This is a genomic window from Ancylobacter sp. FA202 (genome assembly GCF_000380205.1).
Taxonomy (GTDB): Bacteria; Pseudomonadota; Alphaproteobacteria; order Rhizobiales; family Xanthobacteraceae; genus Ancylobacter.
In genome coordinates, this window is the sequence record NZ_KB904818.1 from 4,532,290 (window position 1) to 4,557,124 (window position 24,835).

At 67.0% G+C, this 24,835-nt stretch carries 26 protein-coding genes, 1 tRNA gene and 1 pseudogene; 22 read left to right on the forward strand and 6 right to left on the reverse strand.

Translation table 11 applies throughout. The features are described 5' to 3' along the window. Positions 1–102: 102 nt before the first annotated feature. Positions 103–1,164, reverse strand: coding sequence for a porphobilinogen synthase (gene hemB / locus A3M1_RS0121065; RefSeq protein ID WP_018390973.1), 1,062 nt, complete (start codon positions 1,162–1,164; stop codon positions 103–105). 277 nt (positions 1,165–1,441) lie between these two features. Here hemB and A3M1_RS0121070 point away from each other — a divergent pair, with 277 nt between their 5' ends. The 3 genes from A3M1_RS0121070 (at position 1,442) to ldtR (ending at position 3,617) form a co-directional block, all read left to right on the forward strand. Then, on the forward strand, positions 1,442–2,500 hold the full coding sequence (locus A3M1_RS0121070; protein ID WP_018390974.1) for an enoyl-CoA hydratase/isomerase family protein: 1,059 nt from the start codon (positions 1,442–1,444) through the stop codon (positions 2,498–2,500). Between the two features lie 25 nt (positions 2,501–2,525). After that, positions 2,526–2,957: a DUF6163 family protein gene (locus A3M1_RS0121075; RefSeq protein WP_018390975.1), complete on the forward strand. Its 432-nt coding sequence runs from the start codon at positions 2,526–2,528 to the stop codon at positions 2,955–2,957. A gap of 138 nt (positions 2,958–3,095) precedes the next feature. Then, positions 3,096–3,617 carry a transcriptional regulator LdtR gene (ldtR, locus tag A3M1_RS0121080; RefSeq protein ID WP_018390976.1) on the forward strand — a complete coding sequence of 174 codons (522 nt, stop codon included), beginning with the start codon at positions 3,096–3,098 and terminating at the stop codon, positions 3,615–3,617. A gap of 17 nt (positions 3,618–3,634) precedes the next feature. Here the strand turns inward: ldtR and A3M1_RS0121085 are convergent, their stop codons facing one another. Continuing rightward, positions 3,635–4,666: a histone deacetylase family protein gene (locus A3M1_RS0121085; protein WP_018390977.1), complete on the reverse strand. Its 1,032-nt coding sequence runs from the start codon at positions 4,664–4,666 to the stop codon at positions 3,635–3,637. A 240-nt stretch (positions 4,667–4,906) separates the two neighbouring features. Here A3M1_RS0121085 and glyA point away from each other — a divergent pair, with 240 nt between their 5' ends. The 9 genes from glyA (at position 4,907) to A3M1_RS0121130 (ending at position 12,751) form a co-directional block, all read left to right on the forward strand. After that, complete coding sequence (glyA, locus tag A3M1_RS0121090; RefSeq protein ID WP_018390978.1) at positions 4,907–6,214, forward strand: serine hydroxymethyltransferase; 1,308 nt, start codon at positions 4,907–4,909, stop codon at positions 6,212–6,214. 9 nt (positions 6,215–6,223) lie between these two features. After that, the gene (nrdR, locus tag A3M1_RS0121095; protein ID WP_018390979.1) at positions 6,224–6,742 is read left to right on the forward strand and encodes a transcriptional regulator NrdR; all 519 of its coding nucleotides are present in this window, start codon (positions 6,224–6,226) and stop codon (positions 6,740–6,742) included. Positions 6,743–6,773: 31 nt separating this feature from the next. Further along, on the forward strand, positions 6,774–7,886 hold the full coding sequence (gene ribD, locus A3M1_RS0121100) for a bifunctional diaminohydroxyphosphoribosylaminopyrimidine deaminase/5-amino-6-(5-phosphoribosylamino)uracil reductase RibD (protein WP_018963972.1): 1,113 nt from the start codon (positions 6,774–6,776) through the stop codon (positions 7,884–7,886). 1 nt (position 7,887) lies between these two features. Next, entirely contained in the window at positions 7,888–8,478 is a 591-nt protein-coding gene (locus tag A3M1_RS0121105) for a riboflavin synthase (protein ID WP_018390981.1), read from the forward strand. A gap of 42 nt (positions 8,479–8,520) precedes the next feature. Beyond that, the gene (ribH, locus tag A3M1_RS0121110) at positions 8,521–9,015 is read left to right on the forward strand and encodes a 6,7-dimethyl-8-ribityllumazine synthase (protein WP_018390982.1); all 495 of its coding nucleotides are present in this window, start codon (positions 8,521–8,523) and stop codon (positions 9,013–9,015) included. 5 nt (positions 9,016–9,020) lie between these two features. Beyond that, a complete protein-coding gene (nusB, locus tag A3M1_RS0121115) occupies positions 9,021–9,515 on the forward strand; it encodes a transcription antitermination factor NusB (RefSeq protein WP_018390983.1) in 495 nt (164 codons plus the stop codon). Positions 9,516–9,528: 13 nt separating this feature from the next. Then, on the forward strand, positions 9,529–10,539 hold the full coding sequence (thiL, locus tag A3M1_RS0121120) for a thiamine-phosphate kinase (RefSeq protein ID WP_018390984.1): 1,011 nt from the start codon (positions 9,529–9,531) through the stop codon (positions 10,537–10,539). 108 nt (positions 10,540–10,647) lie between these two features. Further along, a complete protein-coding gene (locus tag A3M1_RS0121125) occupies positions 10,648–11,412 on the forward strand; it encodes an ABC transporter substrate-binding protein (protein WP_018390985.1) in 765 nt (254 codons plus the stop codon). Between the two features lie 97 nt (positions 11,413–11,509). Then, a complete protein-coding gene (locus tag A3M1_RS0121130; RefSeq protein WP_018390986.1) occupies positions 11,510–12,751 on the forward strand; it encodes an FAD-binding oxidoreductase in 1,242 nt (413 codons plus the stop codon). Positions 12,752–12,770: 19 nt separating this feature from the next. On the opposite strand, the gene A3M1_RS0121135 is transcribed toward A3M1_RS0121130, so the two are convergent. Next, positions 12,771–13,307 carry an outer membrane protein assembly factor BamE gene (locus tag A3M1_RS0121135; RefSeq protein WP_018390987.1) on the reverse strand — a complete coding sequence of 179 codons (537 nt, stop codon included), beginning with the start codon at positions 13,305–13,307 and terminating at the stop codon, positions 12,771–12,773. Positions 13,308–13,526: 219 nt separating this feature from the next. Here A3M1_RS0121135 and A3M1_RS0121140 point away from each other — a divergent pair, with 219 nt between their 5' ends. The 6 genes and pseudogenes from A3M1_RS0121140 to A3M1_RS26970 form a co-directional block, all read left to right on the forward strand. Next, complete coding sequence (locus A3M1_RS0121140) at positions 13,527–14,090, forward strand: ubiquinol-cytochrome C chaperone family protein (protein WP_018390988.1); 564 nt, start codon at positions 13,527–13,529, stop codon at positions 14,088–14,090. Next, the gene (locus A3M1_RS0121145) at positions 14,087–14,626 is read left to right on the forward strand and encodes a DUF177 domain-containing protein (protein ID WP_018390989.1); all 540 of its coding nucleotides are present in this window, start codon (positions 14,087–14,089) and stop codon (positions 14,624–14,626) included. Before A3M1_RS0121140 ends, A3M1_RS0121145 begins: the two co-directional genes overlap by 4 nt. A gap of 121 nt (positions 14,627–14,747) precedes the next feature. Then, positions 14,748–15,827, forward strand: a complete 1,080-nt coding sequence (gene plsX, locus A3M1_RS0121150) for a phosphate acyltransferase PlsX (RefSeq protein WP_026221435.1) — start codon at positions 14,748–14,750, stop codon at positions 15,825–15,827. Further along, positions 15,824–16,795, forward strand: coding sequence for a beta-ketoacyl-ACP synthase III (locus A3M1_RS0121155; RefSeq protein ID WP_026221436.1), 972 nt, complete (start codon positions 15,824–15,826; stop codon positions 16,793–16,795). The genes plsX and A3M1_RS0121155 overlap by 4 nt, the downstream gene beginning before the upstream one ends. Positions 16,796–16,893: 98 nt before the next feature. Then, positions 16,894–17,199, forward strand: coding sequence for an integration host factor subunit alpha (locus A3M1_RS0121160; RefSeq protein WP_018390992.1), 306 nt, complete (start codon positions 16,894–16,896; stop codon positions 17,197–17,199). Next, positions 17,196–17,490 (forward strand): annotated as a pseudogene (locus A3M1_RS26970) (MerR family transcriptional regulator); the annotation flags it as partial. The gene A3M1_RS0121160 and the pseudogene A3M1_RS26970, both read left to right, overlap by 4 nt. Positions 17,491–18,385: 895 nt before the next feature. Here the strand turns inward: A3M1_RS26970 and A3M1_RS0121170 are convergent. Next, positions 18,386–18,760: a septal ring lytic transglycosylase RlpA family protein gene (locus tag A3M1_RS0121170; protein WP_018390994.1), complete on the reverse strand. Its 375-nt coding sequence runs from the start codon at positions 18,758–18,760 to the stop codon at positions 18,386–18,388. Between the two features lie 392 nt (positions 18,761–19,152). Here A3M1_RS0121170 and A3M1_RS0121180 point away from each other — a divergent pair, with 392 nt between their 5' ends. Beyond that, positions 19,153–20,694 (forward strand): aldehyde dehydrogenase family protein, encoded by a 1,542-nt coding sequence (locus A3M1_RS0121180; RefSeq protein WP_018390996.1) that lies wholly within the window; start codon positions 19,153–19,155, stop codon positions 20,692–20,694. Here the strand turns inward: A3M1_RS0121180 and A3M1_RS0121185 are convergent. Then, a complete protein-coding gene (locus A3M1_RS0121185; protein WP_018390997.1) occupies positions 20,667–21,335 on the reverse strand; it encodes a nitroreductase in 669 nt (222 codons plus the stop codon). The genes A3M1_RS0121180 and A3M1_RS0121185 overlap by 28 nt on opposite strands. Before the next feature lie 133 nt (positions 21,336–21,468). Between A3M1_RS0121185 and A3M1_RS0121190 the strand changes: the two genes are divergently transcribed. Next, positions 21,469–21,546: transfer RNA gene (locus A3M1_RS0121190), tRNA-Pro, on the forward strand. 211 nt (positions 21,547–21,757) lie between these two features. Next, positions 21,758–23,122 (forward strand): tyrosine-protein kinase family protein, encoded by a 1,365-nt coding sequence (locus A3M1_RS0121195; RefSeq protein ID WP_018390998.1) that lies wholly within the window; start codon positions 21,758–21,760, stop codon positions 23,120–23,122. Positions 23,123–23,236: 114 nt separating this feature from the next. On the opposite strand, the gene A3M1_RS0121200 is transcribed toward A3M1_RS0121195, so the two are convergent. After that, complete coding sequence (locus A3M1_RS0121200) at positions 23,237–23,479, reverse strand: DUF2842 domain-containing protein (protein WP_018390999.1); 243 nt, start codon at positions 23,477–23,479, stop codon at positions 23,237–23,239. Positions 23,480–23,631: 152 nt separating this feature from the next. Here A3M1_RS0121200 and A3M1_RS0121205 point away from each other — a divergent pair, with 152 nt between their 5' ends. Next, the gene (locus A3M1_RS0121205) at positions 23,632–24,720 is read left to right on the forward strand and encodes a COX15/CtaA family protein (RefSeq protein WP_018391000.1); all 1,089 of its coding nucleotides are present in this window, start codon (positions 23,632–23,634) and stop codon (positions 24,718–24,720) included. The last annotated feature ends 115 nt before the right edge of the window (positions 24,721–24,835 follow it).

Sequence of the window (24,835 nt, forward strand, 5' to 3'; positions counted from 1 at the left end):
CGCAGCCGGCAAGCAGCAGCGCCAGCCCGATCAGGACAATTTGCAGCAGGCGATGACAGCAGCGCGCGCAGCAGGGCATGGCAGCTGGCGCCTGCAGCGGCGTCAGGCCTCGCGCGCCAACTTTTCCGCCACGCGCGGCGCGAAATAGGTGAGGATGCCGTCAGCACCCGCGCGCTTGAACGCCATCAGGCTTTCCATCATCGCCTTGTCGCCGTCGAGCCAGCCATTGCGGGCCGCGGCCTCGATCATCGCGTACTCGCCCGACACTTGATAGGCGAAGGTCGGCAGGCCGAAGGTTTCCTTGAGGCGATACACAATATCGAGATAGGGCAGGCCGGGCTTGACCATCAGCATGTCCGCGCCTTCCTCGATGTCCAGCGCCGCCTCGCGCAGCGCCTCCATGCCGTTGGCCGGGTCCATCTGATAGGTGCGCTTGTCGCCCTTGAGGCAGCCGGTGGAGCCCACCGCATCGCGGAACGGCCCGTAGAAGGCCGAGGCATATTTGGCGCTGTAGGCGAGAATCTGGGCGTCGTGGAAGCCCTCGCCATCAAGCGCTCGCCGGATGGCGCCCACGCGCCCATCCATCATGTCAGAGGGAGCAATGACGTCGGCGCCCGCATCCGCTTGGACGAGTGCCTGCTCGACCAGCACGGCCACCGTCTCGTCGTTTAGGATACGGCCCACGCCGTCGAGCAGCCCGTCATGGCCGTGGCTGGTATAGGGATCGAGTGCGACGTCGGTGATGAGGCCGATCTCCGGCACCGCATCCTTGATCGCCCGCAGCGTGCGGCAGACGAGATTGCCGGCATTCAGCGCCTCGCGCCCATCTGCCGAGCGCAGGGCCGGATCGGTGTAGGGGAAAAGTGCCAGGGCCGGAATGCCGAGTCGCGCCGCCCGCTCCGCCTCGCGCACCGCTTCGTCGACGGAGAGCCGGTCGACCCCCGGCATGGAGCCGATCGCGGTGCGTTCGCCATGGCCATCCTTGACGAAGATCGGCCAGATCAGGTCAGCGACGGTGAGCGTGTTCTCGCGCAGCAGCTGGCGCGCCCATTCGGACTTGCGGTTCCGTCGGGGGCGCTGCACCAGATCGAGCTTCGACGACGCATCAGGCCGGCCGGAAGGCTCGGGATGGACAGGGCGCGGTCGGGCGAAGGGAATGGTCATGGACACGCTCGCAAAGACACTCGCCAGGAGGGCGGGATCCCGCCGCGTCGCCTCCGGCGCGGCACTTTCGAATGGTTATAGCTCCATACGACGCCGCGCGCGACCTCTTCACCCGGTTGATTGCGTATGAGCCCGACCCCGTGCGGCAGGGCATGTTGACGCGGGCGCCTGGTGCGAGCCCGTCCGTTCCTACCTCGCTGTCGGGCGCTCCGGCTTTTCGCGAGGGGAAGAACGGCTTAAGTGGCTGGATAGGACAGCGACAGGCAGGATCGACGTGATGGCAGACAACGGCATCAGCTTCGAAGAGCGCGGCGCCGTTGGCATCGTGACACTCGACCGGCCGCGCGCCCTTAATGCCCTGGACCACCCGATGGTCCTGGCCATGGACGCCCGATTGCGGACCTGGATCGCCGATCCCCGCATCGCGCATGTGGTGCTGCGCTCGGCCCATCCGCGCGCCTTTTGCGTCGGCGGCGATGTGCGCGCCATGGCCGAACTCGGCCGCACTGGCCGCACGCAGGAGGCCCGGCAGTACTGGCGCGACGAATACGCGCTGGACTATCTCATCGCGCGCTACCCCAAGCCGTTTGTCTCACTGGTCGACGGCCTGTGCTTCGGCGGCGGATTCGGCCTCACCGGCCATGGCCGCTACCGCGTGGCCGGGGAAAATCTCGGCTTCGCCATGCCGGAGGTCGCGATCGGCCTGTTCCCCGATGTTGGGGGCACCTTTGTGCTGCCGCGCCTTCCCGGCTGGAGCGGCACCTGGCTGGCGATGACCGGGGCGCGCATCGGCATGGCGGATGCGCTCGCACTCGGCCTCTACACCCACCACATCCCGACCACCCGCTGGCCGGAGCTCCAGGACGCGCTGGCGTCGGGCGAGGCGGTGGAGACGCTCCTCGCACGCACGGCTATCCGTCCACCGGCGCCCGAGCTTGCAAGCCTCTACCCGCACATCGACCGCATCTTCGCGGGTGGCTCGGTGGCGGCGATTGTCATCGCGCTGGAGAAGGTGGCGGAAGGCGAGGGCGAGGTCGCCACCTTCGCCCGGCTGCAGCTGGAGACGATCCGCCGCGCCTCGCCCACAAGCGTGCACATCGCCTTCCAGCAGATGCAGCGTGGCCCGGCTCTCGATCTGGCGGGCTGCCTGACGCTGGAATTCCGCCTGGTGACGCGCCTGCTCGAACGGCCCGACTTCTTTGAAGGCGTGCGAGCGGTGCTGGTGGACAAGGACCAGAAGCCGGCGTGGCGCCCGGCACAGCTGAGCGAGATCGATCCCGCCGCCATCACCGCGCTGTTCGATACGCCGCTTGACGACGAATTGCTGCTTGCCTGACCGCGTTTTGGAGTATGCAGGCGCCATGAGTTCTCCCTACGATCCCATAGACGCCACCCTTGGCCCGGCCGGGGCGCGCATGCCGCTCTGGCAATCGCGCGTGATCCTCTATCTGCGCTGCCTCGCCGGCTTCCTCATGGTGAAGACCGTCTATAGCTGGACACTCGTCTGCGGCGTCTGGGACGGGGACACCAGCCGCTTCGAGATGCTCTCCCTCGCCGCCCAGTCGGCAGTGATCTGGGCCGCCATCATGAATCCCGTGGCCGCTGTGGGCCTCTGGCTCGGCGCCTCCTGGGGTGTCGTACTTTGGCTGGTGACGGCGATGGTCCAGATTCTCATCAACGCCTCGGCGCCGGAGGGCGTTGGCCGGCTGATGATCGTGGCGGCCATCGAGACGGTCCTCGTCGCCGCCTACGCCTTCCTCACCTACAAGGCGGCGCGTGAGAGCGAACGCTGAGCCTTCATATTTCGTTAACCCGTTGCGGTGACGAAGGATTCAGCCTGTCGCTTAAACCGATCTTATCCCCGTCGGCGTGAGAGTCGCCGCCTCATGAGAGGGAGCCAATCCCCACTTTCTGAGACCGGGGTACGAACCATGCGTGCAGCTCAGGCGACCAATGTCATCAGCATCAACGGGGCCGAGGACGAGCGGCGGGAATCGATCCGCCCTCTCTACCGCGAGGCGGTCACGCTGGTGGAGCGGCTGCATCGGCGCCTGCTGGATGTGGTGAAAGACGAGCTCGACCGTCGCGAGCGCGAGGATATCAACGCCGTGCAGGCGCTGCTGCTCTTCAATATCGGCGACGCCGAGCTGACCGCTGCCGAACTACGCACGCGCGGCTACTATCTCGGGGCCAATGTTTCCTACAATCTCAAGAAGCTTGCGGAGACCGGCTTTCTCGACCACCGCCGCTCGCGGGTGGACCGCCGTTCGGTGCGGATCCGGCTGACCGAGAAAGGCGAGGAGGTGCGCGACATTGTCGAAGGACTCCACGCCAAGCACCTCGCCACCATCGAGCAGATCGGCGGCATCGGACCGCAGGATTTCCAGCAGCTCAACAAGGCGTTGACCCGGCTGGAGCGCTTCTGGACCGACCAGATCCTCTATCGCCTCTGATCGGTCCGCCGATCCCGCTATCGCTGAAGAAAACCTTCCAACGTATTGGCAACATTGACTCCAATCGCCTCGACGGCATAGCCACCCTCCATCACGAACAGGGTCGGGCAGGCCAGGGCGGCAATGCGGGCGCCGATCTTCAGATAATCCGGGCTATCCAGCTGGAACTGCGAAATCGGGTCGTCCTTGTAGGTGTCGACGCCGAGAGAGACGATGACGACGTCCGGCCCGAAGGCGTCGATCCGCGCGCATGCCGCGTCCAATGCGGCGCCCCAACCGGCATAGTCGGTGCCCCAGCGCAGCGGGTAATTGGCGTTGAAACCCTCGCCGGCGCCAGTGCCGGTCTCATCGGCAAAGCCGAGGAAATAGGGGAATTCCTGCAGCGGGTCGGCATGGATGTTGCAGACCAGCACGTCCGGGCGATCATAGAAAATCGCCTGCGTGCCATTGCCGTGGTGATAGTCGACATCGAGAATGGCGACCCGCGCAGCGCCACGGTCGCGGAAGCGCTGCGCCGCGACGGCGGCATTGTTGATAAAGCAGTAGCCGCCCATCGTCCCGGCATGGGCGTGGTGGCCGGGCGGCCTGCACAGGGCGAAGGCAGACTTCTCGCCCCCCGCCACAAGGTCGACCCCGGTCAGCGCGATATCGGCCGCCGCCTGCACCGCGTCCCAGGTTCCCGCCACCATGCAGCAGCCGGCATCGAAGGAGAAATGGCCGAGCTTGCCGTCAATGGTCTCGGGCTCAATATCAGTCCGCATGCCCGGCGCCCGCCAGAAGCTGGGCAAGGCCGGGAAGTCACGCCCATCCGCCGTCCACAGCGCCCAGGCATTGGCGAGAAAGCGGACATAGGCCGCATCATGGACCTTGAGCAGCGGATCGAGGCCATGGGCGGCCGGCTCGATCAGCGTGCCGAAGGGTCGCTCGCCGATGGCGTTGAGAATCATCGCCACCCGCTCTGGCTTCTCGAAGGCCGGGACGACCTGCCCGTTCATCAGTTCGACATGGCCGGAATGGCCGAGATGGCGCGGCGAGTGAATGATCTTCATGGCTTGGCCCGGATTCGCGAGAAGGTGAGGGCGCGACGATACGCGCCGGCCCCGCGCGCTGTCATCACCTCAGAGCGCCGGTGTCGCACCCTTCCGTTGCGGCTGCCGCCTCGATGCAAGGCACCCCTGCGGGCGGCGTGCTTTGAAAGCCCCGGGTGCTGTGCTAAGCGACCCGCCTCGATTTCGCGGTCGGCACGCCGCCGGCCGGGAGGCATCGCCACCGCCCAGGGAGGCCGGTCTATGTCGTCCGAAGCTCATGCTTCTAGCCACAACTTCATCAACCGTTTCTTCTCGGCGCCGCTGGCCGAGACCGATCCGGAGCTCGCCGGCGCCATCTCCGCCGAGCTCGGCCGCCAGCGCGACGAGATCGAGCTCATCGCCTCGGAGAACATCGTCTCGCGCGCCGTGCTTGAGGCGCAGGGTTCGGTGCTCACCAACAAATATGCCGAGGGCTATCCGGGCCGCCGCTACTATGGCGGTTGCCAATATGTCGATGTGGCCGAGCAGCTCGCCATCGATCGCGCCAAGAAACTCTTCGGCGCCGGTTTCGCCAATGTGCAGCCCCATTCCGGCGCGCAGGCCAACACCGCCGTGTTCTTCGCCCTCATGCAGCCGGGCGACACCTTCCTGGGCCTAAACCTTGCGGCCGGTGGTCATCTGACCCACGGTGCGCCGGTCAGCCTGTCGGGCAAGTGGTTCAAGCCGGTGCCCTACAATGTGCGCCGCGACGACCAGCGCATCGATTATGAAGAGGTGGTCAAGCTCGCCGACGAGCACAAGCCGAAGGTCATCATCGCTGGCGGCTCGGCCTATCCGCGCCATATCGACTTCGCGAAGATGCGCGCCATCGCCGATTCGGTCGGGGCCTATCTGATGGTCGACATGGCGCACTTTGCCGGCCTGGTGGCGGGCGGCGCCCACCCGAACCCGGTGCCGCACGCCCATGTGACCACCACCACCACGCACAAGACCCTGCGCGGCCCGCGCGGCGGCATGATCCTGACCAATGACGAGGACCTGGCGAAGAAGTTCAACTCCGCCATCTTCCCCGGCACCCAGGGCGGCCCGCTGATGCACGTGATCGCGGCGAAGGCGGTTGCCTTCGGCGAGGCGCTGCAGCCCGAGTTCAAGCTCTACGCGAAGAACGTGGTCGAGAACGCCAAGGCGCTGGCTGAAAACCTCAAGGGCCACGGCTTCGAAATCGTCTCCGGCGGCACCGACACCCATCTGGTGCTGGTCGACCTGCGCCCGAAGAAGCTCACCGGCAAGGTGTCGGAAGCGGCGCTGGGCCGCGCCCACATCACCTGCAACAAGAATGGCATTCCCTTCGACCCGGAAAAGCCGATGGTGACATCGGGCGTGCGCCTCGGCACGCCGGCCGGCACCTCGCGCGGATTCGGCGTGGCCGAATTCCAGCAGGTGGGCGACATGATCGCGGAAGTGCTCGACGTGCTCTCGCAGAAGGGCGCCGACGAGGATAGCCTCGTGGAAGGCGCGGTGCGCGGCAAGGTCGCCGATCTTCTCGCCCGCTACCCCATCTACAGCTGAGGCCGAACGATGCGCTGTCCTTACTGCGGAAGCCTCGACACCCAGGTCAAGGATTCCCGTCCGACCGAGGACAGCGCCGCCATCCGCCGTCGCCGCATCTGCCCGGATTGCGGCGGCCGGTTCACCACCTTCGAGCGGGTGCAGCTACGCGAGCTGACCGTGCTGAAGCGCTCCGGCCGGCGTGTGCCGTTCGACCGCGACAAGCTCGCCCGTTCGATCGAGGTGGCGCTGAGGAAGCGCCCCGTCGACCCGGAACGGGTCGAGCGGCTCGTGTCCGGTCTGGTTCGCCGTCTGGAGAGCATGGGCGAGAGCGAGATCACCTCCGAGATGATCGGCGAGCGGGTGATGGAAAGCCTCAAGCAGCTCGACGACGTCGCTTATGTCCGCTTCGCCTCGGTCTACCGCAATTTCCGCGAAGCCAAGGATTTCGAGACCCTGCTCGGGGAACTGGGTCCCCGCCTCGCCGAGGAGGAAGCGACCGACGAACTCACCGCTCGCCGCCTCCGTGAGCCGGGAATCGACGACTGATGCGCAGCCTTCGAGTCCATCTGCCCACGCCATGACCGAAACAGCCTCTGACGCCTCCCTGATGGCGGCGGCGCTGAGCATCGGCCGGCGCGAGCGCGGCCATACCTGGCCTAATCCTGCGGTCGGCGCGCTGGTCGTTCGCGACGGCCCACGCGGGGCCCATGTGCTGGGCCGGGGGTGGACCTCGGTGGGCGGGCGCCCCCACGCCGAACCGCAGGCACTGGCTCAGGCCGGGGAGGGCGCACGCGGCGCTACGCTCTACGTGACGCTCGAGCCCTGCTCGCACCATGGCGGCACGCCCCCCTGCGTCGACGCGATACGGGCCGCCGGCATCGCCCGTGTGGTTGCCGCCGTTCAGGACCCCGATTTCCGCGTCGCCGGCCGGGGCTTCGCCATTCTGCGCGAAGCCGGAATCGCGGTTGAGGTCGGCACAGGGGCCTCGCAGGCGCTGATCGACCATGCCGGGCACATTCGCCGCGTCACCGAGGGGCGGCCCCATATCATGCTCAAGATGGCCGTCTCCGCCGATGGCAAAGTCGGACTGGCCGGACGCCGTCCGGTGGCGATCACCGGTCCGGCAACGCGGGACCGGGTCCACATGCTGCGCGCCACCCATGACGCGGTTCTCACCGGAATCGGAACGGTGCTCTCGGACGATCCACTGCTCACCTGCCGCCTGCCGGGGATGCAGGACCGCTCGCCGCTGCGCATCGTGCTCGATGCCGATCTGCGCCTTCCGCCGACCAGCGCGCTCGCCCGAAGCCTTGATGTCGCACCCCTATGGGTCGTCGCCGCCGAGGACGCCCCCGCGGCGCCTGAGGCGATGCTCGGCACGATGGGGATAGAGGTGATGCGGGTGCGCCGCCGTCCTGACGGCAGGCTTGATCTCAACGACGCGCTGAAGTTGCTCGCCCTGCGCGGCGTGACGCGGGTCATGGTGGAAGCCGGCCCGCGCGTCGTCACGTCCTTCCTAGACGCGGGGCTGGTCGACGAGGTGAACCTGTTCAAGGCACCGCTGGCGCTGGGAAGCGGCGCACTTGACGCGCTGGAGGGACTGCCGCTTTCCACCCTGAGCGACTATCTCTGCGTGGTGGAAGAGGAACAGTATGGCGCGGATCATCTGCGCATCATGAGGCGTCGCTAGAATGTTCACCGGCATCGTTACCGACATAGGCACACTGCGCGCGATCGAGCCCCGCCACGACGTGCGGCGGCTGACCATCGCCACGCGCTACGACACGGCCGGCATCGAACTCGGCGCCTCCATTGCCTGCTCGGGCGTGTGCCTGACCGTAGTTGCGCTGCAGCCAGACGCTTTCGAGGTCGAGGCCGCGCCGGAAACCCTGGCTGTCACCACGGCGGGAGACTGGGCCGCCGGGCAACGGCTCAACCTGGAGCGCGCACTGAAGATCGGTGACGAGCTCGGCGGCCACATCGTGCAGGGCCATGTCGACGGCGTCGCGCAGGTGCTGGCACGCGAGGATCTGGGCGAGACGACGCGTTTCACCTTCGACGCGCCGGCCGCACTGGCGCCCTTCATCGCCATGAAAGGCTCAGTGACGCTCGACGGCACCTCGCTGACCGTTAACGAAGTCGACGGCACCCGCTTCTCCTGCCTGCTCATCCCGCACACCCTTGCCAACACCACCTGGGACGCGGTGAGGGCGGGAGGGCGTGTCAATATCGAAGTCGACATGATGGCCCGTTACGCCGCGCGGCTTGCGGAGTTCCGTTGACGCCTGTACGTCGTCGGCTCTGTCAGTTCATGAGGTAACACCATGGCGAGCCCCCGCCCGCCGCGCGCATCCGATGCCGCCGATACCATGCCGCTTGCCGGCGAACGGGTTCTCGTCGTCGAAGCTCGCTTTTACGACGACATCGCCGACGAGCTTCTGGCCGGCGCCCTTGCCGCCATCAAGGCAGCCGGAGCGCAGGCGGAGGTCATCTCCATGCCCGGCGCGCTCGAAATCCCGGTCGCAACCGCCATCGCGCTCGACGCGGCTCTGGCGGCAGGTAGGCCTTACGACGCTGTCGTCGCGCTTGGCTGCGTTGTGCGCGGCGAGACCTACCATTTCGAGGTCGTCGCCGGCGAATCGTCGCGCGCGCTGATGGACCTGGCGGTCGCCCGCAAGGTGCCGCTCGGCAATGGCATCCTCACCGTCGAGACCGACGAGCAGGCCTGGGTCCGGGCCCGGGTTTCGGAAGGCAACAAGGGTGCCGGCGCGGCCGAGGCGGCACTGGCGCTGCTTCGCCTCAAGCGCCAGGTCGGGTGAGCACCATGACCGCCGACGAAAAGCCGACCATCAAAACTGCCGGCCACAAGCCGGTGCGCAAGAGCGCGGCTCGGCTCAACGCCGTCCAGGCGCTGTACCAAATGGACCTTGCAGCGACACCGCTGTCTGAGATCCTCGCCCAGTTCGAGAGCCACTGGATCGGGCAGGAGATCGAAGGCGACGAGATCGCCAGCGCGGACCTCACCCTGTTTCGCGATATTGTCGGTGGCGTGGTGCGCGAGCAGAGGGCCGTCGACACGCTGCTGGACGCCGCGCTGGTCCATGGCTGGCCGCTCAAGCGCATCGAGGCGGTGCTGCGTGCCACCCTTCGGGCCGGAACCTATGAACTTTCCGAGCGCCCGGACGTTCCTGCCCGTGTGGTCATCGCCGAATATGTGAACGTGGCAGCGGCCTTCCTCGATCGCGAGGAGACTGGCATGGTCAATGCGGTGCTCGACGGCATTGCGCGGGAGAAGCGGCCGGCCGATTTCACCGGCTAGACGGGAGCAGGCGATGGCGGACGGTTCCAGCGGCGCAAGGCCGTCCGGCGAAGACGCGCTGATCGCCCGGCTGTTCGCGCCGATCGCCACCCATGCCGGGGCGCTGGGTCTTAAGGACGACGCCGCCCTTCTCAGCGTGCCGCCCGGACATGAACTGGTCCTGACCAAGGACGCGCTGGTGGCCGGTGTGCATTTCTTCGCCGACGATCCACCCGAAGCAATTGCCCGCAAGGCGATGCGGGTCAATCTCTCCGATCTCGCCGCCAAGGGGGCCCGCCCGCTGGGTGTGATGCTGGCCTTCGCCATTCCACCCGACATGGACGCGAGTGCGCTCGACGCCTTCGCCCGCGGCATCGGCGCCGACGCCGCGCTTTATGACGCTCCGTTGCTGGGAGGCGACACGGTGCGGACACCGGGCCCATTCATGGTTTCCCTCACCGCCATCGGCGCCGTGCCGACGGGTGAAATGGTTCGCCGCACCGGCGCACGGGCCGGACAGGCCATCGTGGTCAGCGGCACTATCGGCGACGCGGCCCTTGGCCTAGCCCTGCGGCTGGCCCCGGAACGACCGGGATGCGCGGCATCGAGCGAAGAGGAGCGCGCCTTCCTTCTCGACCGCTACCTGCTGCCGCGCCCGCGCCTGCCGCTTATCCGGGCGCTGCGGGAACATGCCAGCGCAGCGATGGACGTCTCGGACGGGCTGGTGGGCGACCTCGGCAAGATGCTGACCGCCTCCGGCATCGGCGGCGAGATCGACGCCGCACGTGTTCCGCTCAGCCACGCCGCCCGGCGGGCGGTCGAGGCGGAGCCGGCGCTGCTGGAGGTGGCCCTCACCGGAGGCGACGACTATGAAATCCTCGCCGTCGTGCCGCATCACGCACTCAGCCGGTTTCAAACTGTCGCAACCACGGCCGGCATCGGCGTGTCCGTGATCGGGCATACGGTGGAGGGCCAGGGCCTTACGGTCCGGGACGGCAAGGGCGCGCCGCTGACCTTCGCCCAAGGCAGTTTCAGCCATTTCTGACAAGCCCCGCCGAAGGTGGGGTGTTTCCACGATTGCCTGCGGCCCGGCATCGACCTAGCCTCGCAGCCAGACGCCGGACCATCCGGCGCTGGTTACGGGAACAGCCAAATGAAAATCGCCAGGATACTGCTCGCGGCCGCCGCTCTCGCCATCGGGGCGGGCGCCGCCCAGGCCGAGATGAAGAAGGTGCGCATCGGTACCGAGGGCGCCTATCCGCCCTTCAATTCGGTCGACTCGGCGGGCAAGCTCGTCGGCTTCGATATCGAGATCGGCGAAGCGCTGTGCGCGAAGATGAAGGTGGAATGCACCTTCGTGGCGCAAGATTGGGATGGCATCATCCCCGCGCTGCTCGCCAAGAAATACGACCTGATCCTCGCCTCGATGTCGATCACCGACGAGCGCAAGGAGAAGGTGTCCTTCACCATTCCGTACTACCTGACGCCGGGCAGCTTCATCGCCGCCAAAGACACCACGATCACCGACATCGCCCCTGCGGCGCTGAAGGGAAAGACAATCGGCGCGCAGTCCTCGACCACCGGCGCGACCTATCTCGAAGACAAGTACAAGGATTCCGAGATCAAGCTCTACCCGACGCAGGACGAGGCCAATGCCGACCTCGCCGCCGGCCGCCTCGACGCGGTGCTGGCCGACAAGTTCGTGCTCTATGAATGGCTGGAGAAGTCGACCGACGGCAAGTGCTGCAAATTCGTCGGGCCGGACCTGAAGGACGTGAACCCCCAGGGCACGGGCATCGCCGTGCGCAAGGAGGACAACGAACTGCGGGAGTCGCTGAACAAGGCGATCAAGGAGATCGTGGCCGACGGCACCTTCGCCAAGATCAACGCCAAGTACTTCCCTTTCCCGATCAACTGACCCCAGGTCGGGCGGCGCGCATTGCCGCCGCCCGACGCTTTCACCACCCATTGACCGTGTTCACCTCGCTGCCCCTTTCGCCCCCCGCAGGTTCATCATGAAGACCGACACCATCGTGCTCGGCGCCGGCATCGTCGGCACCAGCGTCGCCCATCACCTTGCGCAGCGGGGACGCTCCGTCGTTCTGGTCGACCGACGCGGTCCCGGCGAGGAGACCTCCTACGGCAATGCCGGGCTGGTGGAGCGGGCGTCGATCTACCCCGTCGCGTTCCCGCGCAAGATTTCGGCGCTTGTCGAGGTGGCGCTGGGGCGCAACCCGGGAGCGAACTACCATTGGGACGCGTTGCTGCGCCTGGCGCCGTGGATGTTCGCCTATTGGCGCGCCTCCGCACCAGCCCGCTTGCTCGACTATGCCCGGCATATGGAGAAGTTGCTCGCCTTCACGGTGGACGAGCATGACCGCCTCGCCCGTGCCGCCGGGGCCACCCACTTCTTCCGCGACGGCGGCTGGCTGAAGCTCTACCGCACGGCGGCCGGCCTCGATGTGGAGCGGAGCGAGTTCCCGCTTGCCCAATCCTACGGGCTTTCCGCGCGCGAGATCAGCGTCGACGAGGCGCTGACCATGGAGCCATCGCTGCGGCCGGTGTTCACCGGCGCGGTCATCTGGTCGGACCCACATTCGGTGTCGAGCCCCGGCGGCGTCACCGAAGCCTATGCCGCGCATTTCGCTGAACTTGGCGGTGAGGTGCGCCGGGGCGATGCGCGCACCCTGGCGCGGCTCGGCTCGGGCTGGTCGGTGATGACGGACGAAGGCAGTGTCGAGGCGCCGGAGGTGGTGGTCGCGCTCGGTCCCTGGGCCATGGACCTGCTACGCCCGTTCGGCATCAGCCTGCCGCTGCAGGTCAAGCGTGGCTACCACATGCACTATCATGCCGAGGGCAATGCCAGCCTGTCGCGTCCCGTGCTGGATGAGGAAGGCGGCTATGTCATCACGCCGATGGTCGGCGGCATCCGCCTGACCACGGGTGTCGAATTCGCCCGTCGCGACGCGCCCAAGACCCCGGTGCAACTCGACAAGACCGAGGTTCTGGCGCGCGGCCTGTTTCCGCTCGGTGCGCGAGCGGAGCCGGAGCCGTGGATGGGAAGCCGTCCGGCGTTTCCGGACATGCTTCCGGTGATCGGGCCGGCTCCGGGGCAGAACGGCATGTGGCTCGCCATCGGCCACCAGCATCTGGGCTTCACGCTCGGGCCGATCACCGGCCGCCTTCTGGCGGAGATGATGAATGGCGATGTGCCCTGCACCGACCCGGCCCCGTTCTCGGCCGACCGTTTCGGCTGAAGAGCGCGCCGCGCCCGGATCAGAGGCCAGGAGTGAATGTGGTGGCGTTGAAGATCTGCCCCATCAGCGAGACTTCCTGGCCGCCGGTCGGCGTCGTCCGGCTGATGAAGTCGAAAACCTTGCCATCCTTCAGGCCATAATCGGCGACCCGGGTGACCCGCTTGTCCTTCGGGTCGAAATAGACCGCGATCACCCGCTGATTGGTAATCTCCGGCCGCAGGAACATCACTTTCCTAGCCTTCTGCGAGATGTAATAGAACACTTCGCCGTCGACGGTAGCGACGGTCGAGGGCGTCCCGAGCACCAGCAACACCTGCTCCTGGCTGGATCCCACGGGGATTTGCTGCAGCGCCTCCGGCGCGATGACATAGCCGCGCTGCTGTTCCTGCACGAAGCCGGTGGGCGAGCGGGGAAGCCCCATGCTGGCCGTCGCCATCGGCATGTCGCCGGAGCAGCCGGTGAGGCCGACAATCGCCACGCCGGCAACGGCCAGCGAGGCCCGGGCGGCGATCCGGGTGCCAGGAGCCTTGTTCCGCGTCGCGCGCGTCGATGCCATCCACTCAACTCCGAAGCTCGTGCCGCCTCCGCCGGAAGGCGTTGCGACCATGGGCAGAAAGCACAGGGGGGGCCCCTGATGCAACCATCGAACACCCGCTCGCCGCGCCATCTCGGCGCTGCGGCGGAGCGCGGGGTTGCCAGCGACGGCTGCCCGCGTTAACCCGCCAGCATAGCCGCATCCGCCGAGGCGGCAGCGGCAACGAGGCAGGAGCCGTCCATGATTCTGCGTTTCTTCCGCCGGAATGACGGAGGTGAGACCATTCAGCGGCTCTATGGCGCGATCGTGGCGCATTCGCGCCAGCCTGTATTTTACACCGATTACGCGGTGCCCGACACCATTGAGGGCCGCTTCGAGATGATCCTCGCCCATGCCTTCCTGCTGTTTCATCGCCTTAAGGTCGAGAGCGAAGAACGCCGCGGGCTCGGGCAGGGCGTCTTCGACGCCTTCTGCACCGACATGGACGCCAACCTCCGGGAGATGGGGGTTGGCGACCTGACCGTGCCGAAGAAGATGAAGAAGGTGGCCGAGGCCTTCTATGGCCGGATAGGCGCCTATGAGGGGCCCCTTGAAGCGGGCGACCTTGACGCGCTTTCGGCGGCGGTGCTGCGCAATGTCTACGGCTCGAAGCCGGCATTTGCGCATGAAGCGCGCGCCTTCGCGCACTATATGATAGGAGCGGCGGCCGCGCTGCAGGCGGTTCCCTTCGCCAGCCTCGCCGCCGGCGATTTCCCGCTGGCCCCGCCGGCCGCCATCGGCTCCACGGAGACAGACCCGTCATGACCGACGCCTCGCCCCTTTCCAAGCCCGTGCTCGTCGCCAGCCTGCCGGACGATGGCCTGAACCTGAAGCTCGCGCCCGATGCTGCCGCCCGCGCCGCCCTGGCGAAGGATTTCGGCATTCCCGGTATTCCCTCGCTGACCGCCCTCGTCATTCTGACCCCAGGGCGCGGCGGCACGGTCCGTGTCACCGGACATGTCGATGCCGTCGTTACCCAGACCTGCGTGGTGACGCTGGAGGATTTCGACACGCGGGTGTCCGAGGACATCGACCTCACCTTCGCGCCTGCCGAAAAGCTCCCGGAGATCCGCCCGGGCGCCGAGATCGACGTCTCCGAGCTCGACCTGCCCGATCCGATCATCGACGGAACCATTGATGCCGGCGCCGTCGCGGCGGAGTTCCTCGCCCTGGGTCTCGATCCCTATCCACGCAAGCCCGACGCGCTTTTTGAAGGGCCGGCCGAGCCGGGCCCCGAAGAAGCATCGCCCTTCGCGGCGCTGGCCAAGCTGCGCGGAAGCGCCGGCGGGGATGCCGATTAGGACGGGGCAGGACAGGGAAATGCGACGACGCTATTGTCATGGCGGCTCAACTCGGGCATGCCGTCAGCGCGGCGCCGATGTCGCATCGCCGTCCCCCCGACCAATGAGACCCCGCCGCTAGATGTCCTCGCCCGTTCGAATAGCGCTCGACGTCATGGGCGGCGACCATGGGCCTGATGTGGTCGTGCCCGGCGCCGAGATCGCGCTTACCCGCCATCCGGACATCGCCTTCCTGCTTTATGGCGACTCCTCCCATATCCATCAGCTGCTGAAGGATCGCCCACGTTTGGCGGCGGCCAGCACGGTGGTACATACCGACGTCGTCGTGCGGATGGACGACAAGCCAAGCCAGGCTTTGCGGCAGGGCCGACGCGTCTCCTCCATGTGGCGCGCCATCGACGCGGTGCGGATGAAAGAGGCCGACTGCGCCGTTTCCGCCGGCAATACCGGCGCGTTGATGGCGATGGCTAAAGTCAACCTCAAGATGATGTCCGGCATCAGCCGTCCCGCCATTGCCTGCCTGTGGCCGACGATGCGCGGCGAGAGCGTGGTGCTCGATGTCGGCGCGTCCATCGGCGCAACGGCCCAGCATCTGGTCGACATGGCGGTCATGGGCGCGGCGATGGCCCGAATCGTCTTCGATATCGAACAGCCGACGGTCGGCTTGCTCAATATCGGCGTCGAGGAGATCAAGGGCGTCGAAGAGGTCAAGGACGCCGCCGCGGCCCTGCGCGTGGCGACGCATCCGGGTCTGACCTATCACGGCTTTGTCGAGGGCGATGACATCGGTCAGGGCATTGTCGACGTGGTCGTCACCGAAGGATTCTCCGGCAATATCGCGCTCAAGGCCGCAGAAGGCACCGCCAAGCAGGTATCGGAATTCCTGCGGGGAGCGATCAGCCGCAGCTTCATCGCGAAGATCGGCTATCTGCTCGCGCGTGGCGCCTTCCGTGCGCTGCGCGACAAGCTCGATCCGCGCAAATCGAATGGCGGCGTGTTCCTCGGCCTCAACGGCGTCGTTATCAAGAGCCATGGTGGAACCGATGCCGAAGGCTTCGCTTCGGCGGTTGATATCGGTTACGACATGGTTCGCTACCAGCTTCTCTCCCGCATTGAAGCAGGGATGAATGACCGTCCGCAGGTCGGCCGTGCTGGCGTCGCGGATGCCTCCGTCTCTGACGAGCTACAGGTTCCATCGTGAGTGCAATCCGTTCCGTGGTGCGTGGCGTCGGCTCCTATCTGCCGGCCCGCTGTCTGACCAATGCCGACCTCGCACAGATGGTCGACACTTCCGACGAATGGATCGTCCAGCGTACCGGCATCCGCACGCGGCACATTGCGGCGGAGGGCGAGGTGACGTCTGATCTCGCCATCCACGCCGCGCGGGCGGCTTTGGCGGATGCCGGGCTGGTGCCCGACGATATCGACCTGATCGTCCTCGCCACTTCGACACCGGACAACACGTTTCCAGCGACCGCCGTGAGCGTGCAGGCCGGCCTCGGCATCACCCATGGCGCCGCCTTCGATCTTCAAGCGGTCTGCTCGGGCTTCGTCTTTGCCCTGGCGACGGCGGATAACTTCCTCAAATCGGGCGCCTATCGCCGCTGCCTAGTGATTGGCGCTGAAACCTTCTCGCGCATCCTCGACTGGTCGGACCGCACAACCTGCGTCTTGTTCGGCGACGGCGCCGGCGCGCTGGTGCTGGAAGCGGTGCGCGACGAGGAGGAGGGGCGGGGCGTCCTGACCTCGCATCTGCGTTCCGACGGGCGGCATAAGAACAAGCTCTATGTCGATGGCGGCGTCTCCTCGACCCGCAGCGTCGGCTTTCTGCGCATGGAAGGCCGCGAGGTTTTCCGCCACGCCGTCGGCATGATCACCGATGTGATCGTCGATGCCTTCGAGGCGACGGGAGAGTCGGCCGACACGATCGATTGGTTCGTGCCGCACCAGGCCAACCGGCGCATCATCGACGCCAGCGCCGTCAAGCTTGGGATCGCGCCCGAGAAAGTAGTCATCACCGTCGACAAGCACGGCAACACTTCAGCCGCCTCAATACCGCTCGCTCTTGCCGCGGCGCACGCAGATGGACGCATAAAGCGCGGCGATCTGGTGCTACTGGAGGCCATGGGCGGCGGCTTTACCTGGGCTTCGGCGCTCATACGCTGGTAATCCGCGCCCCATGCGCGAAGTGCCGTTGACCGGTGACGGCCACGGCGCCTAGTTTGGCGTTTATAAACAACGGTACCGACGGGATAGGGAACACGGCAATGGCAGGTCGCACCATCACGCGCGCCGATCTGTGTGAGGCAGTTTATCAGCGGGTCGGGCTCTCACGCACGGAATCAGCCGCCCTGGTCGAGACGGTTCTCTCCGAGATCGCTGACTGCGTGGCGCGTGGAGAGACGGTGAAGCTCTCGTCCTTCGGCTCCTTCGTTGTGAGGCAGAAGGGCGAGCGCGTCGGCCGCAACCCCAAGACGGGCGAAGAGGTGCCCATCGCCCCGCGTCGGGTCATGGTGTTCAAGCCCTCCAACATCCTCAAGCAGCAGATCAACGGGGCCTCGCCCGAGTCGTGAGCGCGCGACAGGAACCGCCGGGGGGAGAGAAGGGGCCTGACGCCTTCCGTACGATCAGCGAGGTCGCCGAGGACCTCGACCTCCCCCAGCATGTCCTGCGCTTCTGGGAGACCCGCTTTCCGCAGATCCGCCCGCTCAAGCGCGGCGGTGGCCGGCGCTATTATCGTCCGGACGATGTGGAGCTGCTGCGCGGCATCCGCCACCTGCTCTATGGGGAAGGCTATACGATCCGCGGGGTCCAACGCATCCTGAAGGAAGAAGGTCCGCGCTACGTGCAGGCCATCTGGCGCGATATCGAAGCGGACGAGCAGGCCATCACCGAGCTGGGCCAGCGTGAAGGTCGCAGCACCGATGCGCCGGAGCCGCTGCCGCCGGCTGGCGCCGCCTATGCGGCACCGCCCGAGGATGCGCCCCCGCGCGGCGTTTTCCCCACCGGCGGCCCGGCTGGCGGCCCTCTGGGTGGCATTCTCAACCTGCTTCCCGGCCGCCAACGCGAGCCTGCCGAGGAGAACCCGGCGCGGCGTGCCCGCCGGCGGCCGGACAGTGAACCGGATCATTTCGACTTGCCGCTGCTCGCCGATCTTGAACCGCCGGTGCGGCCCTCACGAATCGAGCCGCCGTCGCGCAGCGAGCCTCCGCCGCTGGCAACGGATTCGCTGCCGCGCTTCGAGCCTTTGCCGCCGGTACACGGGGGAGTGCCGGACCTTCGTGCTTCAACGCCCCGGCCTGCCATTGGCGAACCGCCCCTCACCGAGCCTCGCCGGCCGCAGGTGCACGCGCCTGACCTGTCTGCCGCTGAGTTACGGGCGACGGAGTCGCGCCCGCCTGAACCGCGCCCAGCAGAACCTCGGGCGTCGTTTCCGTTTCGCCCGGTGGGACCCGGGCCCGCGTCGCACCTGCCCGATGATGAAGTGAGCTTCGTGCCGGAGCGGGCACGCGCGGCTCTGCCGCCGGAGTCGGCCTATCAGGCGACGTCGACAACCCGGCCTGTCTTTACGTCGGAAATAGCGCCGCGCGCGGGCGAGGTACAAACGAACGAGACCCCCGCCCCGACGAGACTGAGCCGCGAGGACGTGCTGCGGCTTCAGGCGGCGCTCTATGAATTGCAAGATTGTCAGCGGCTTCTTGACGCCGCGCGGGACCGGGGCGACTGAACGCACGCCCCGGCCGGCGATTGGTTGTAACCTCAGTCGACGACCGCGATATCGACCCTGGCCACGCCACGCTTGCGAAAGCCGAGCTCATCGGCGACCGCTGTCGAAACGTCGATGATGCGACCCTTCACAAAGGGCCCACGGTCATTGATCCGCACCACGACCGAACGGCCATTGGCCTTGTTGGTGACGCGAACCCGAGTGTTGAAGGGCAGGCTGCGATGCGCCGCCGTCATGGCCTGCGCACTGTGCCTCTCCCCATTGGCGGTACGCCCGCCATAGCCGTAATAGGACGCCATGCCGGACGCCGCGGGCGTGTTGGTCTTCTTTGAACTTGCAAGGGCAGCATTGCCGCCGGCGATAAAGATGATCCCCGTCGCGAATGCCGCTCCGGCAACCCGTCCCATTCCCCAAGCCGTCAATACCTCAGTCCTTCTCCTGTTGCGCGAAGCGCGATGCATGAGAAGGAAATGTGGCAGGGGCATCACGACATTGTGGCTATACCTGGTGGCGCCGAAGCATGTCGTCGTTTGCATCATAATAAACATCGACAGCATAGTCACTCTCGACTTCAACTTATCCCAGATGAAAATCGATCGGTGCAGGCCAGCGGGCGTGCGATATCCTCCGCTCTAATGCGTTGAATTCAGATGCCATTCCCGACTTGTGCGGCAGGCGTCGTGCTCATCTGAGACCGTGTATCGACCGTGTCCTTCGCCGAAAGCCCCGATGGATTCGGCGGCGGTCCCGGTGCTATTGAGCGCGACGATCTGCGGCCATTTGTCGAGGAGCATTGAGAATGGCGACGAACGAAACCCGGGCGCTCAAGCCGGTCGAGGACGAGGTCCTCACCCTCCTGCAAAGCCTCGGCGTGCCGGAATCCAGCTGGCGCAACGGCACACGGTCCGTTCGCTCGCCGATCGACGGCAAGGTGATCGCCGAGCTTCCCGAGGCGGATACGTCTGACGTGTCCAAGGCGGTCGAGCGCTCGGTCGCGGCCTACGAGGCCTGGCGCGCGGTGCCTGCCCCCCGGCGCGGCGAGCTGGTACGCCTGCTAGGCGAGGAGTTGCGGGCGCACAAGGCCGAGCTCGGCCGGCTGGTGACGCTGGAGGCGGGCAAGATCGTTTCCGAAGGCCTGGGCGAGGTCCAGGAGATGATCGACATCTGCGACTTCGCCGTCGGCCTGTCGCGCCAGCTCTATGGCCTCACCATCGCCTCGGAGCGCCCCGGCCATCGCATGATGGAAACATGGCACCCGGTAGGCCCGGTCGCCATCATCACCGCCTTCAACTTCCCGGTCGCCGTGTGGTCGTGGAATGCCGCGCTGGCGCTGGTGTGCGGCAACAGCGTGCTGTGGAAGCCGTCGGAGAAGACGCCACTCACCGCTCTGGCCGTGCAGGCCCTGTTCGAGCGCGCCGCCCATGCCTTCGGCACCGCGCCAGAAGGCCTCTCCCAATTGCTGATCGGCGGCGCCGATGTCGGAGCCGCGCTTACCGACGACGCCCGCATTCCCGTCGTCTCGGCAACGGGCTCCACCCGCATGGGCAGGATCGTCAGCGAGCGCGTAGCGCGCCGTTTCGGACGCTCGATCCTGGAACTCGGCGGCAACAATGCCGCCATCGTCTGCCCTTCCGCCGATCTCGACCTCGCGCTGCGCGGTATCGCCTTCGCCGCCATGGGCACGGCCGGCCAGCGCTGCACCACGCTGCGCCGGCTCATCGTGCATGAAAGCGTCTACGACACGCTGGTGCCGCAGCTCGCCAAGGCCTATGGCACCGTCAGCATCGGCGACCCGCGCGAGGCCGGCACGCTGATCGGCCCGCTCATCGACAAAGCGGCTTTCGAGGCGATGCAGCACGCGCTTGACGCCGCCCGCGCGGCTGGGGGGCGCGTGCATGGCGGCGAACGTGTCGACGTCAGCGGGCATTCGGACGCCTACTATGTCCGCCCGGCACTGGTCGAGCTCGATGCCCAGATCGACATCGTGAAGCACGAGACCTTCGCGCCAATCCTCTATGTGCTGCGCTGCACCGGCCTGCCGGAGGCGATCAAGCTGCACAATGGCGTGCCGCAGGGCCTGTCCTCTTCAATCTTCACCAATGATCTGCGCGAAGCGGAGACCTTCCTGTCGGCGGAGGGTTCGGATTGCGGCATCGCCAACGTCAATATCGGCCCGTCGGGCGCCGAGATCGGCGGAGCGTTCGGCGGCGAGAAGGAAACCGGCGGCGGGCGCGAATCCGGTTCGGATGCGTGGAAGGCCTATATGCGGCGGGCGACCAACACCATCAACTACTCGCGCGCGCTGCCGCTGGCTCAGGGTGTGTCGTTCGATATCGACTGATCGGGCGACCAGAAACGCACGACCTCGTCGAGGACCGGCCGCGGCCGGTCCTCGTTCACGACCGACGGCCGACCGATATGAACGAAGCCGGCGACCCGCTCACCCGCCGCGACGCCGAGTAGTGCCGTCGCCTCGGGATCGCGGCCAGGCCATTTCAGCAGCCACTGGGTGGCAAAGCCCATCGCGGAGGCGGCAACCGTGAGCGCCATGCCCGCCGCGCCAGCCGAGAGCACCTGATTCCATTCCGGCACCTTGGCCGTCAGGTCCGGACGACTGACCAGCACGACTGTGATGGGCGCGCGCAGAAGATATAGCGTCCACATATCGGCTTTGGCGCGCGGCAAGCCCGGGTTCTGTCGCGCATAGACCGCATCCAGTTGCTCGCCGAGCGTTCGCCTTGCGTCACCGGCCAGCACGATGAAGCGCCAGGGACTGAGCCTTCCATGGTCCGGCACGCGCATGGCCAGGCGAAGCATCCGCCGCAACTCCTCCTCACTCGGTCCAGGTTCCACCAGTCCACGCAGCGGCGGGGAGCGGCGTGTCTCCAGGCGCGCCAGCATCTGCGGGCTGGCGGGAAGATCGAGCGGCGCGGCGGGTTCGACATTGGCGGGCAGGGCGGGCCCGTGCGCGGGGTGGTTCATCGGGACACATCCAGTGGGCGGGGGGCCCATCATAGACCGTTCGCTGTGCGCCGACCGTATCCTTCGTCCACAGGGCAAGGGCCGGCTTGCATCCGGGCCGGCAAATGGCTAGACAGACGGCGCCTCACGGCGTCGGAGCGTAGCGCAGCCCGGTTAGCGCACTAGTCTGGGGGACTAGGGGTCGGAGGTTCAAATCCTCTCGCTCCGACCATTTTCGCCGGCCCCCCATGATGGCCGGCGGTTCTCTCCGCGAAACGCGGATCTCTTTAACACGGTAGAAACCATGACGGTGCCTAATAGGCTCCATGATGGACCCGTGCGAAAGTTCTGCGCAGATGGCTGGCCGCACTGCCGATCAGGCAGTGGCGCCAGGCGGGGGGAATCAGCCCGCGCGTGCGACTCGCTTCCTGCGTAGCGTGCTTATGCCGGCACTTGCCGGCCTCGCCATCGCGGCGGCTGCCAGCGAGATCAGCGTGCCTCGTTTCGAATCGCGGGCTCGGCTGTGGATCGACGGGCGCGATGCTGCCGCCGGGCGTGACGGCGTCAAGGTTCTCTCGTCCCGCGATTTTGCTCGCCAGGTCATCGAAACCCGCCGCTTGAGTGCCCGTTTGGCAGCGCCGGCCGGTGCAGGCGGCGGGGCACTTTCCGGCGCAGCGTTGCACCTCGCCGGATTCGCCCTGTTGCCTGCCCCCGCTCCGGTATCGCGCGAGACACTGGCGCTGCGCACGGTTGAGCGGGGACTTGATGTGCGGCAGGTGGGTGGGGGACAGGTGGCGATCGACTTCGTCTCGCCCGACCCGCGCCTCTCCGCCGATGTCGCCAACGCCTTCGCCACGACCTATGTTGAATTGCGCCAGGCGCGCGGCCTCCACGCGGCGGAGGCGGACGGGTCGACCGCTACCCCGGCACGAATCATCGCGACCGCCGTTCCGGCCGGCAACGCACGCTGGCCCACACCGCTCGTCACCAGCCTTGTCGCCGGAATCGGCACCTTCCTGCTGGTGTTCGGCTTCCAGAGCTGGGCCCGCAGGCGACCGGGTGCCGCGGGACATGAATTCGGCGCCGTGCCGATGCCGGAAACGACACCGCACCCGCTCCAGCATCTGCCCTGGATCGGCGCGGCGACCGGTGAACCCAAGGACGATGCCGAAATGGCGAGTTCGCTGCGCCTGCTCTCTCGCGAGCGCGAGCAGGCTGACCTTGCGCGACTGATCGAACTGCGCGGTGGCGCGGCCCGTCTCGTCACCGTCACCGGCGGCCGTGCCGACGAATCGATCGCCCGTTGCGCGCTCGCACTCGGGCGCGCGCTGGCGGGAGCGGCCGACCGGCGCGTCGTGGTCGTCTGCCTCGATGTTGCCTCCCCGGCGCTCGACGGGCTCACCGCGGATCCCCGCGCGCCGGGCCTTACCGATCTCTTGACCGGCGTCTGCGGTTTTTCCGACGCCATCCATCGCGAGAGTGCTTCCCGCTGCCACGTCATTCCGCCTGGGCGCGGCGCGCGCGAGGCGGACGGGCTTGTTGCCGCCGACCGATTGCCGCTGATCCTCACCGCCCTGAAACAGACCTATGATCACGTTATCGTGGCCGCGCCACCGCTGGGGGGCATGGTCGGTGCCGAACGCCTCGCGGGGTTGAGCCCGACGACCATCCTCGTCACCCAGCCCGGCGGCCTGGCAACCGACGCGGTTCACGCCTTCGACGCTCTTGCCTCGCTCGGCTTTGGTGAGATCGCCATGATCACCTTCACGCCGGAAACGGCTGAAAAGGCATTCTCCCGCGCGGCCTGAGCGCGCGCGACACGCTATCCAGCGGAGTCGGAAGGGCACGCATAGCGATGCCGCCGACGCGCCTTCATCTCCTCAACGCATTGAGCGAGAACACTTTGCGGCACGCAACCGGCTCTAGAGAGTGTCGGGCCGGCGGTCGTGCCGCTGCATCCAGCGAATGAGCACTGCCGCCGGGACTATCCAGCCCGCACCAAGGACGACATAGGCCAGGAACTGCCAGAAGGCGGGCAGGGTGGTCACCCGGCCCTGCGCCAGCGCCATCGCCGCCAACGCCCAGCCGAGCACCAGCATCACCATCAGAACCGTGCCGACGAATTTGCGCGAGCGGGCCGAAAGGCCGGGACGGGGGGCTGACATGGGCGGCTCCGGGCTGGACGGACGGGCGCGAGACAATGAGTCTCGTTGCGCCTGTGCTTGGGCCTCTATATCGCTCGCCGCGCCCGGGTGGAAGCTGCCCGGCGCAGGTGGCCGGCGGGGCAGGCGGCCACCACGACAGGGAGCGCCCACTTATGGTCCAGGATCACGCCGTCACCACCAGCCGCGCCGACAGCGATAGTGCGCGCGCCGGCGAGCGGGCGAAAAACGACCGGCTTCGGCCTGTGCGCCTCTGGCTCTACGCCGTCGCGGCGCTCGTGGTGCTGATGGTGATTGTCGGCGGCGCCACTCGGCTGACCGAATCCGGCCTGTCGATCACCGAATGGAAGCCGGTGACGGGCACGCTGCCGCCGCTGAGCGACGCCGCCTGGCAGGCGGAGTTCGACAAGTACCGCCAGATTCCGCAGTACCAGCAGATCAACCGGGGCATGAGCCTCAGTGAGTTCAAATACATCTTCTGGTGGGAATGGGGCCACCGGCTGCTGGGCCGCGTCATCGGCTTCGCCTTCCTGCTGCCCTTCCTGTTCTTTCTCTGGCGTGGGCTGATCGATCGGCCGCTTGGTTGGAAGCTCGCCGGCCTTTTCGTTCTCGGCGGCCTTCAGGGCGCCGTCGGCTGGTGGATGGTCGCGTCCGGTCTGGTGCATCGGGTGGATGTCAGCCAGTACCGGCTGGCCACCCATCTCACGCTGGCCTGCGTCATCTTGGCCGCAACGGTAGCGGTTGCCGTTTCGCTGAAACCCGCGCAGGAGAAGCGCTCCTCGCCCGACTGGCTGCGCGGCTACGCGCAAATTCTGCTCATCGCTGTCCTGGTGCAGATCTTTCTCGGCGGGCTGGTCGCTGGCCTCGACGCTGGGCTCACCTACACGACCTGGCCGCTGATGGATGGCCACCTTGTGCCGCCGATGGAAAATCTGCTGGTGCAGCAGCCCGTTTGGCGGAATTTCTTCGAGAACGTCCTCACGGTGCAGTTCAATCACCGCCTGTTCGCCTATGTGTTGTTCGCGCTGGCGGTGGGGCATTGGCTCAGCGCGCGGCGGGTGGGCGGTTCGGTGCGTCGGCGGGCGACGCTGATTGTGGCTCTCGTGTCGGCGCAGGCGGTGCTCGGCATCCTGACGCTGGTCTATCAGGTGCCGATCGACATCGCGCTGGCGCATCAGTTCGGCGCGACCATCGTGCTGATTGCGGTGACGGTGAATCTGGTACGGCTGAAGGAAGGCGCCTGACGCCTCCCGGCTGCAGGCACAGCTGCGCCAGCCGTAGCCATGTCAAGCTCACGCATGGCCGTCCTCCGGCGGCGCAATCGTCGCGACAGGAGCCTGGATCAGTCCTCTGGACCAT

Bases quoted from the DNA above. Each gene is read 5' to 3' on its own strand.
- plsX (WP_026221435.1), top strand. From the start codon at position 14,748: ATGTCCTCGCCCGTTCGAATAGCGCTCGACGTCATGGGCGGCGACCAT.
- A3M1_RS0121105 (WP_018390981.1), top strand. From the start codon at position 7,888: ATGTTCACCGGCATCGTTACCGACATAGGCACACTGCGCGCGATCGAG.
- A3M1_RS0121170 (WP_018390994.1), bottom strand. From the start codon at position 18,760: ATGGGACGGGTTGCCGGAGCGGCATTCGCGACGGGGATCATCTTTATC.
- A3M1_RS0121200 (WP_018390999.1), bottom strand. From the start codon at position 23,479: ATGTCAGCCCCCCGTCCCGGCCTTTCGGCCCGCTCGCGCAAATTCGTC.
- hemB (WP_018390973.1), bottom strand. From the start codon at position 1,164: ATGACCATTCCCTTCGCCCGACCGCGCCCTGTCCATCCCGAGCCTTCC.
- nrdR (WP_018390979.1), top strand. From the start codon at position 6,224: ATGCGCTGTCCTTACTGCGGAAGCCTCGACACCCAGGTCAAGGATTCC.
- A3M1_RS0121145 (WP_018390989.1), top strand. From the start codon at position 14,087: ATGACCGACGCCTCGCCCCTTTCCAAGCCCGTGCTCGTCGCCAGCCTG.
- A3M1_RS0121180 (WP_018390996.1), top strand. From the start codon at position 19,153: ATGGCGACGAACGAAACCCGGGCGCTCAAGCCGGTCGAGGACGAGGTC.
- A3M1_RS0121140 (WP_018390988.1), top strand. From the start codon at position 13,527: ATGATTCTGCGTTTCTTCCGCCGGAATGACGGAGGTGAGACCATTCAG.
- thiL (WP_018390984.1), top strand. From the start codon at position 9,529: ATGGCGGACGGTTCCAGCGGCGCAAGGCCGTCCGGCGAAGACGCGCTG.
- A3M1_RS0121135 (WP_018390987.1), bottom strand. From the start codon at position 13,307: ATGGCATCGACGCGCGCGACGCGGAACAAGGCTCCTGGCACCCGGATC.
- ldtR (WP_018390976.1), top strand. From the start codon at position 3,096: ATGCGTGCAGCTCAGGCGACCAATGTCATCAGCATCAACGGGGCCGAG.
- A3M1_RS0121185 (WP_018390997.1), bottom strand. From the start codon at position 21,335: ATGAACCACCCCGCGCACGGGCCCGCCCTGCCCGCCAATGTCGAACCC.
- glyA (WP_018390978.1), top strand. From the start codon at position 4,907: ATGTCGTCCGAAGCTCATGCTTCTAGCCACAACTTCATCAACCGTTTC.
- A3M1_RS0121085 (WP_018390977.1), bottom strand. From the start codon at position 4,666: ATGAAGATCATTCACTCGCCGCGCCATCTCGGCCATTCCGGCCATGTC.
- A3M1_RS0121160 (WP_018390992.1), top strand. From the start codon at position 16,894: ATGGCAGGTCGCACCATCACGCGCGCCGATCTGTGTGAGGCAGTTTAT.
- A3M1_RS0121125 (WP_018390985.1), top strand. From the start codon at position 10,648: ATGAAAATCGCCAGGATACTGCTCGCGGCCGCCGCTCTCGCCATCGGG.
- A3M1_RS0121195 (WP_018390998.1), top strand. From the start codon at position 21,758: ATGCCGGCACTTGCCGGCCTCGCCATCGCGGCGGCTGCCAGCGAGATC.
- A3M1_RS0121130 (WP_018390986.1), top strand. From the start codon at position 11,510: ATGAAGACCGACACCATCGTGCTCGGCGCCGGCATCGTCGGCACCAGC.
- A3M1_RS0121205 (WP_018391000.1), top strand. From the start codon at position 23,632: ATGGTCCAGGATCACGCCGTCACCACCAGCCGCGCCGACAGCGATAGT.
- nusB (WP_018390983.1), top strand. From the start codon at position 9,021: ATGACCGCCGACGAAAAGCCGACCATCAAAACTGCCGGCCACAAGCCG.
- ribD (WP_018963972.1), top strand. From the start codon at position 6,774: ATGACCGAAACAGCCTCTGACGCCTCCCTGATGGCGGCGGCGCTGAGC.
- ribH (WP_018390982.1), top strand. From the start codon at position 8,521: ATGGCGAGCCCCCGCCCGCCGCGCGCATCCGATGCCGCCGATACCATG.
- A3M1_RS0121075 (WP_018390975.1), top strand. From the start codon at position 2,526: ATGAGTTCTCCCTACGATCCCATAGACGCCACCCTTGGCCCGGCCGGG.
- A3M1_RS0121070 (WP_018390974.1), top strand. From the start codon at position 1,442: ATGGCAGACAACGGCATCAGCTTCGAAGAGCGCGGCGCCGTTGGCATC.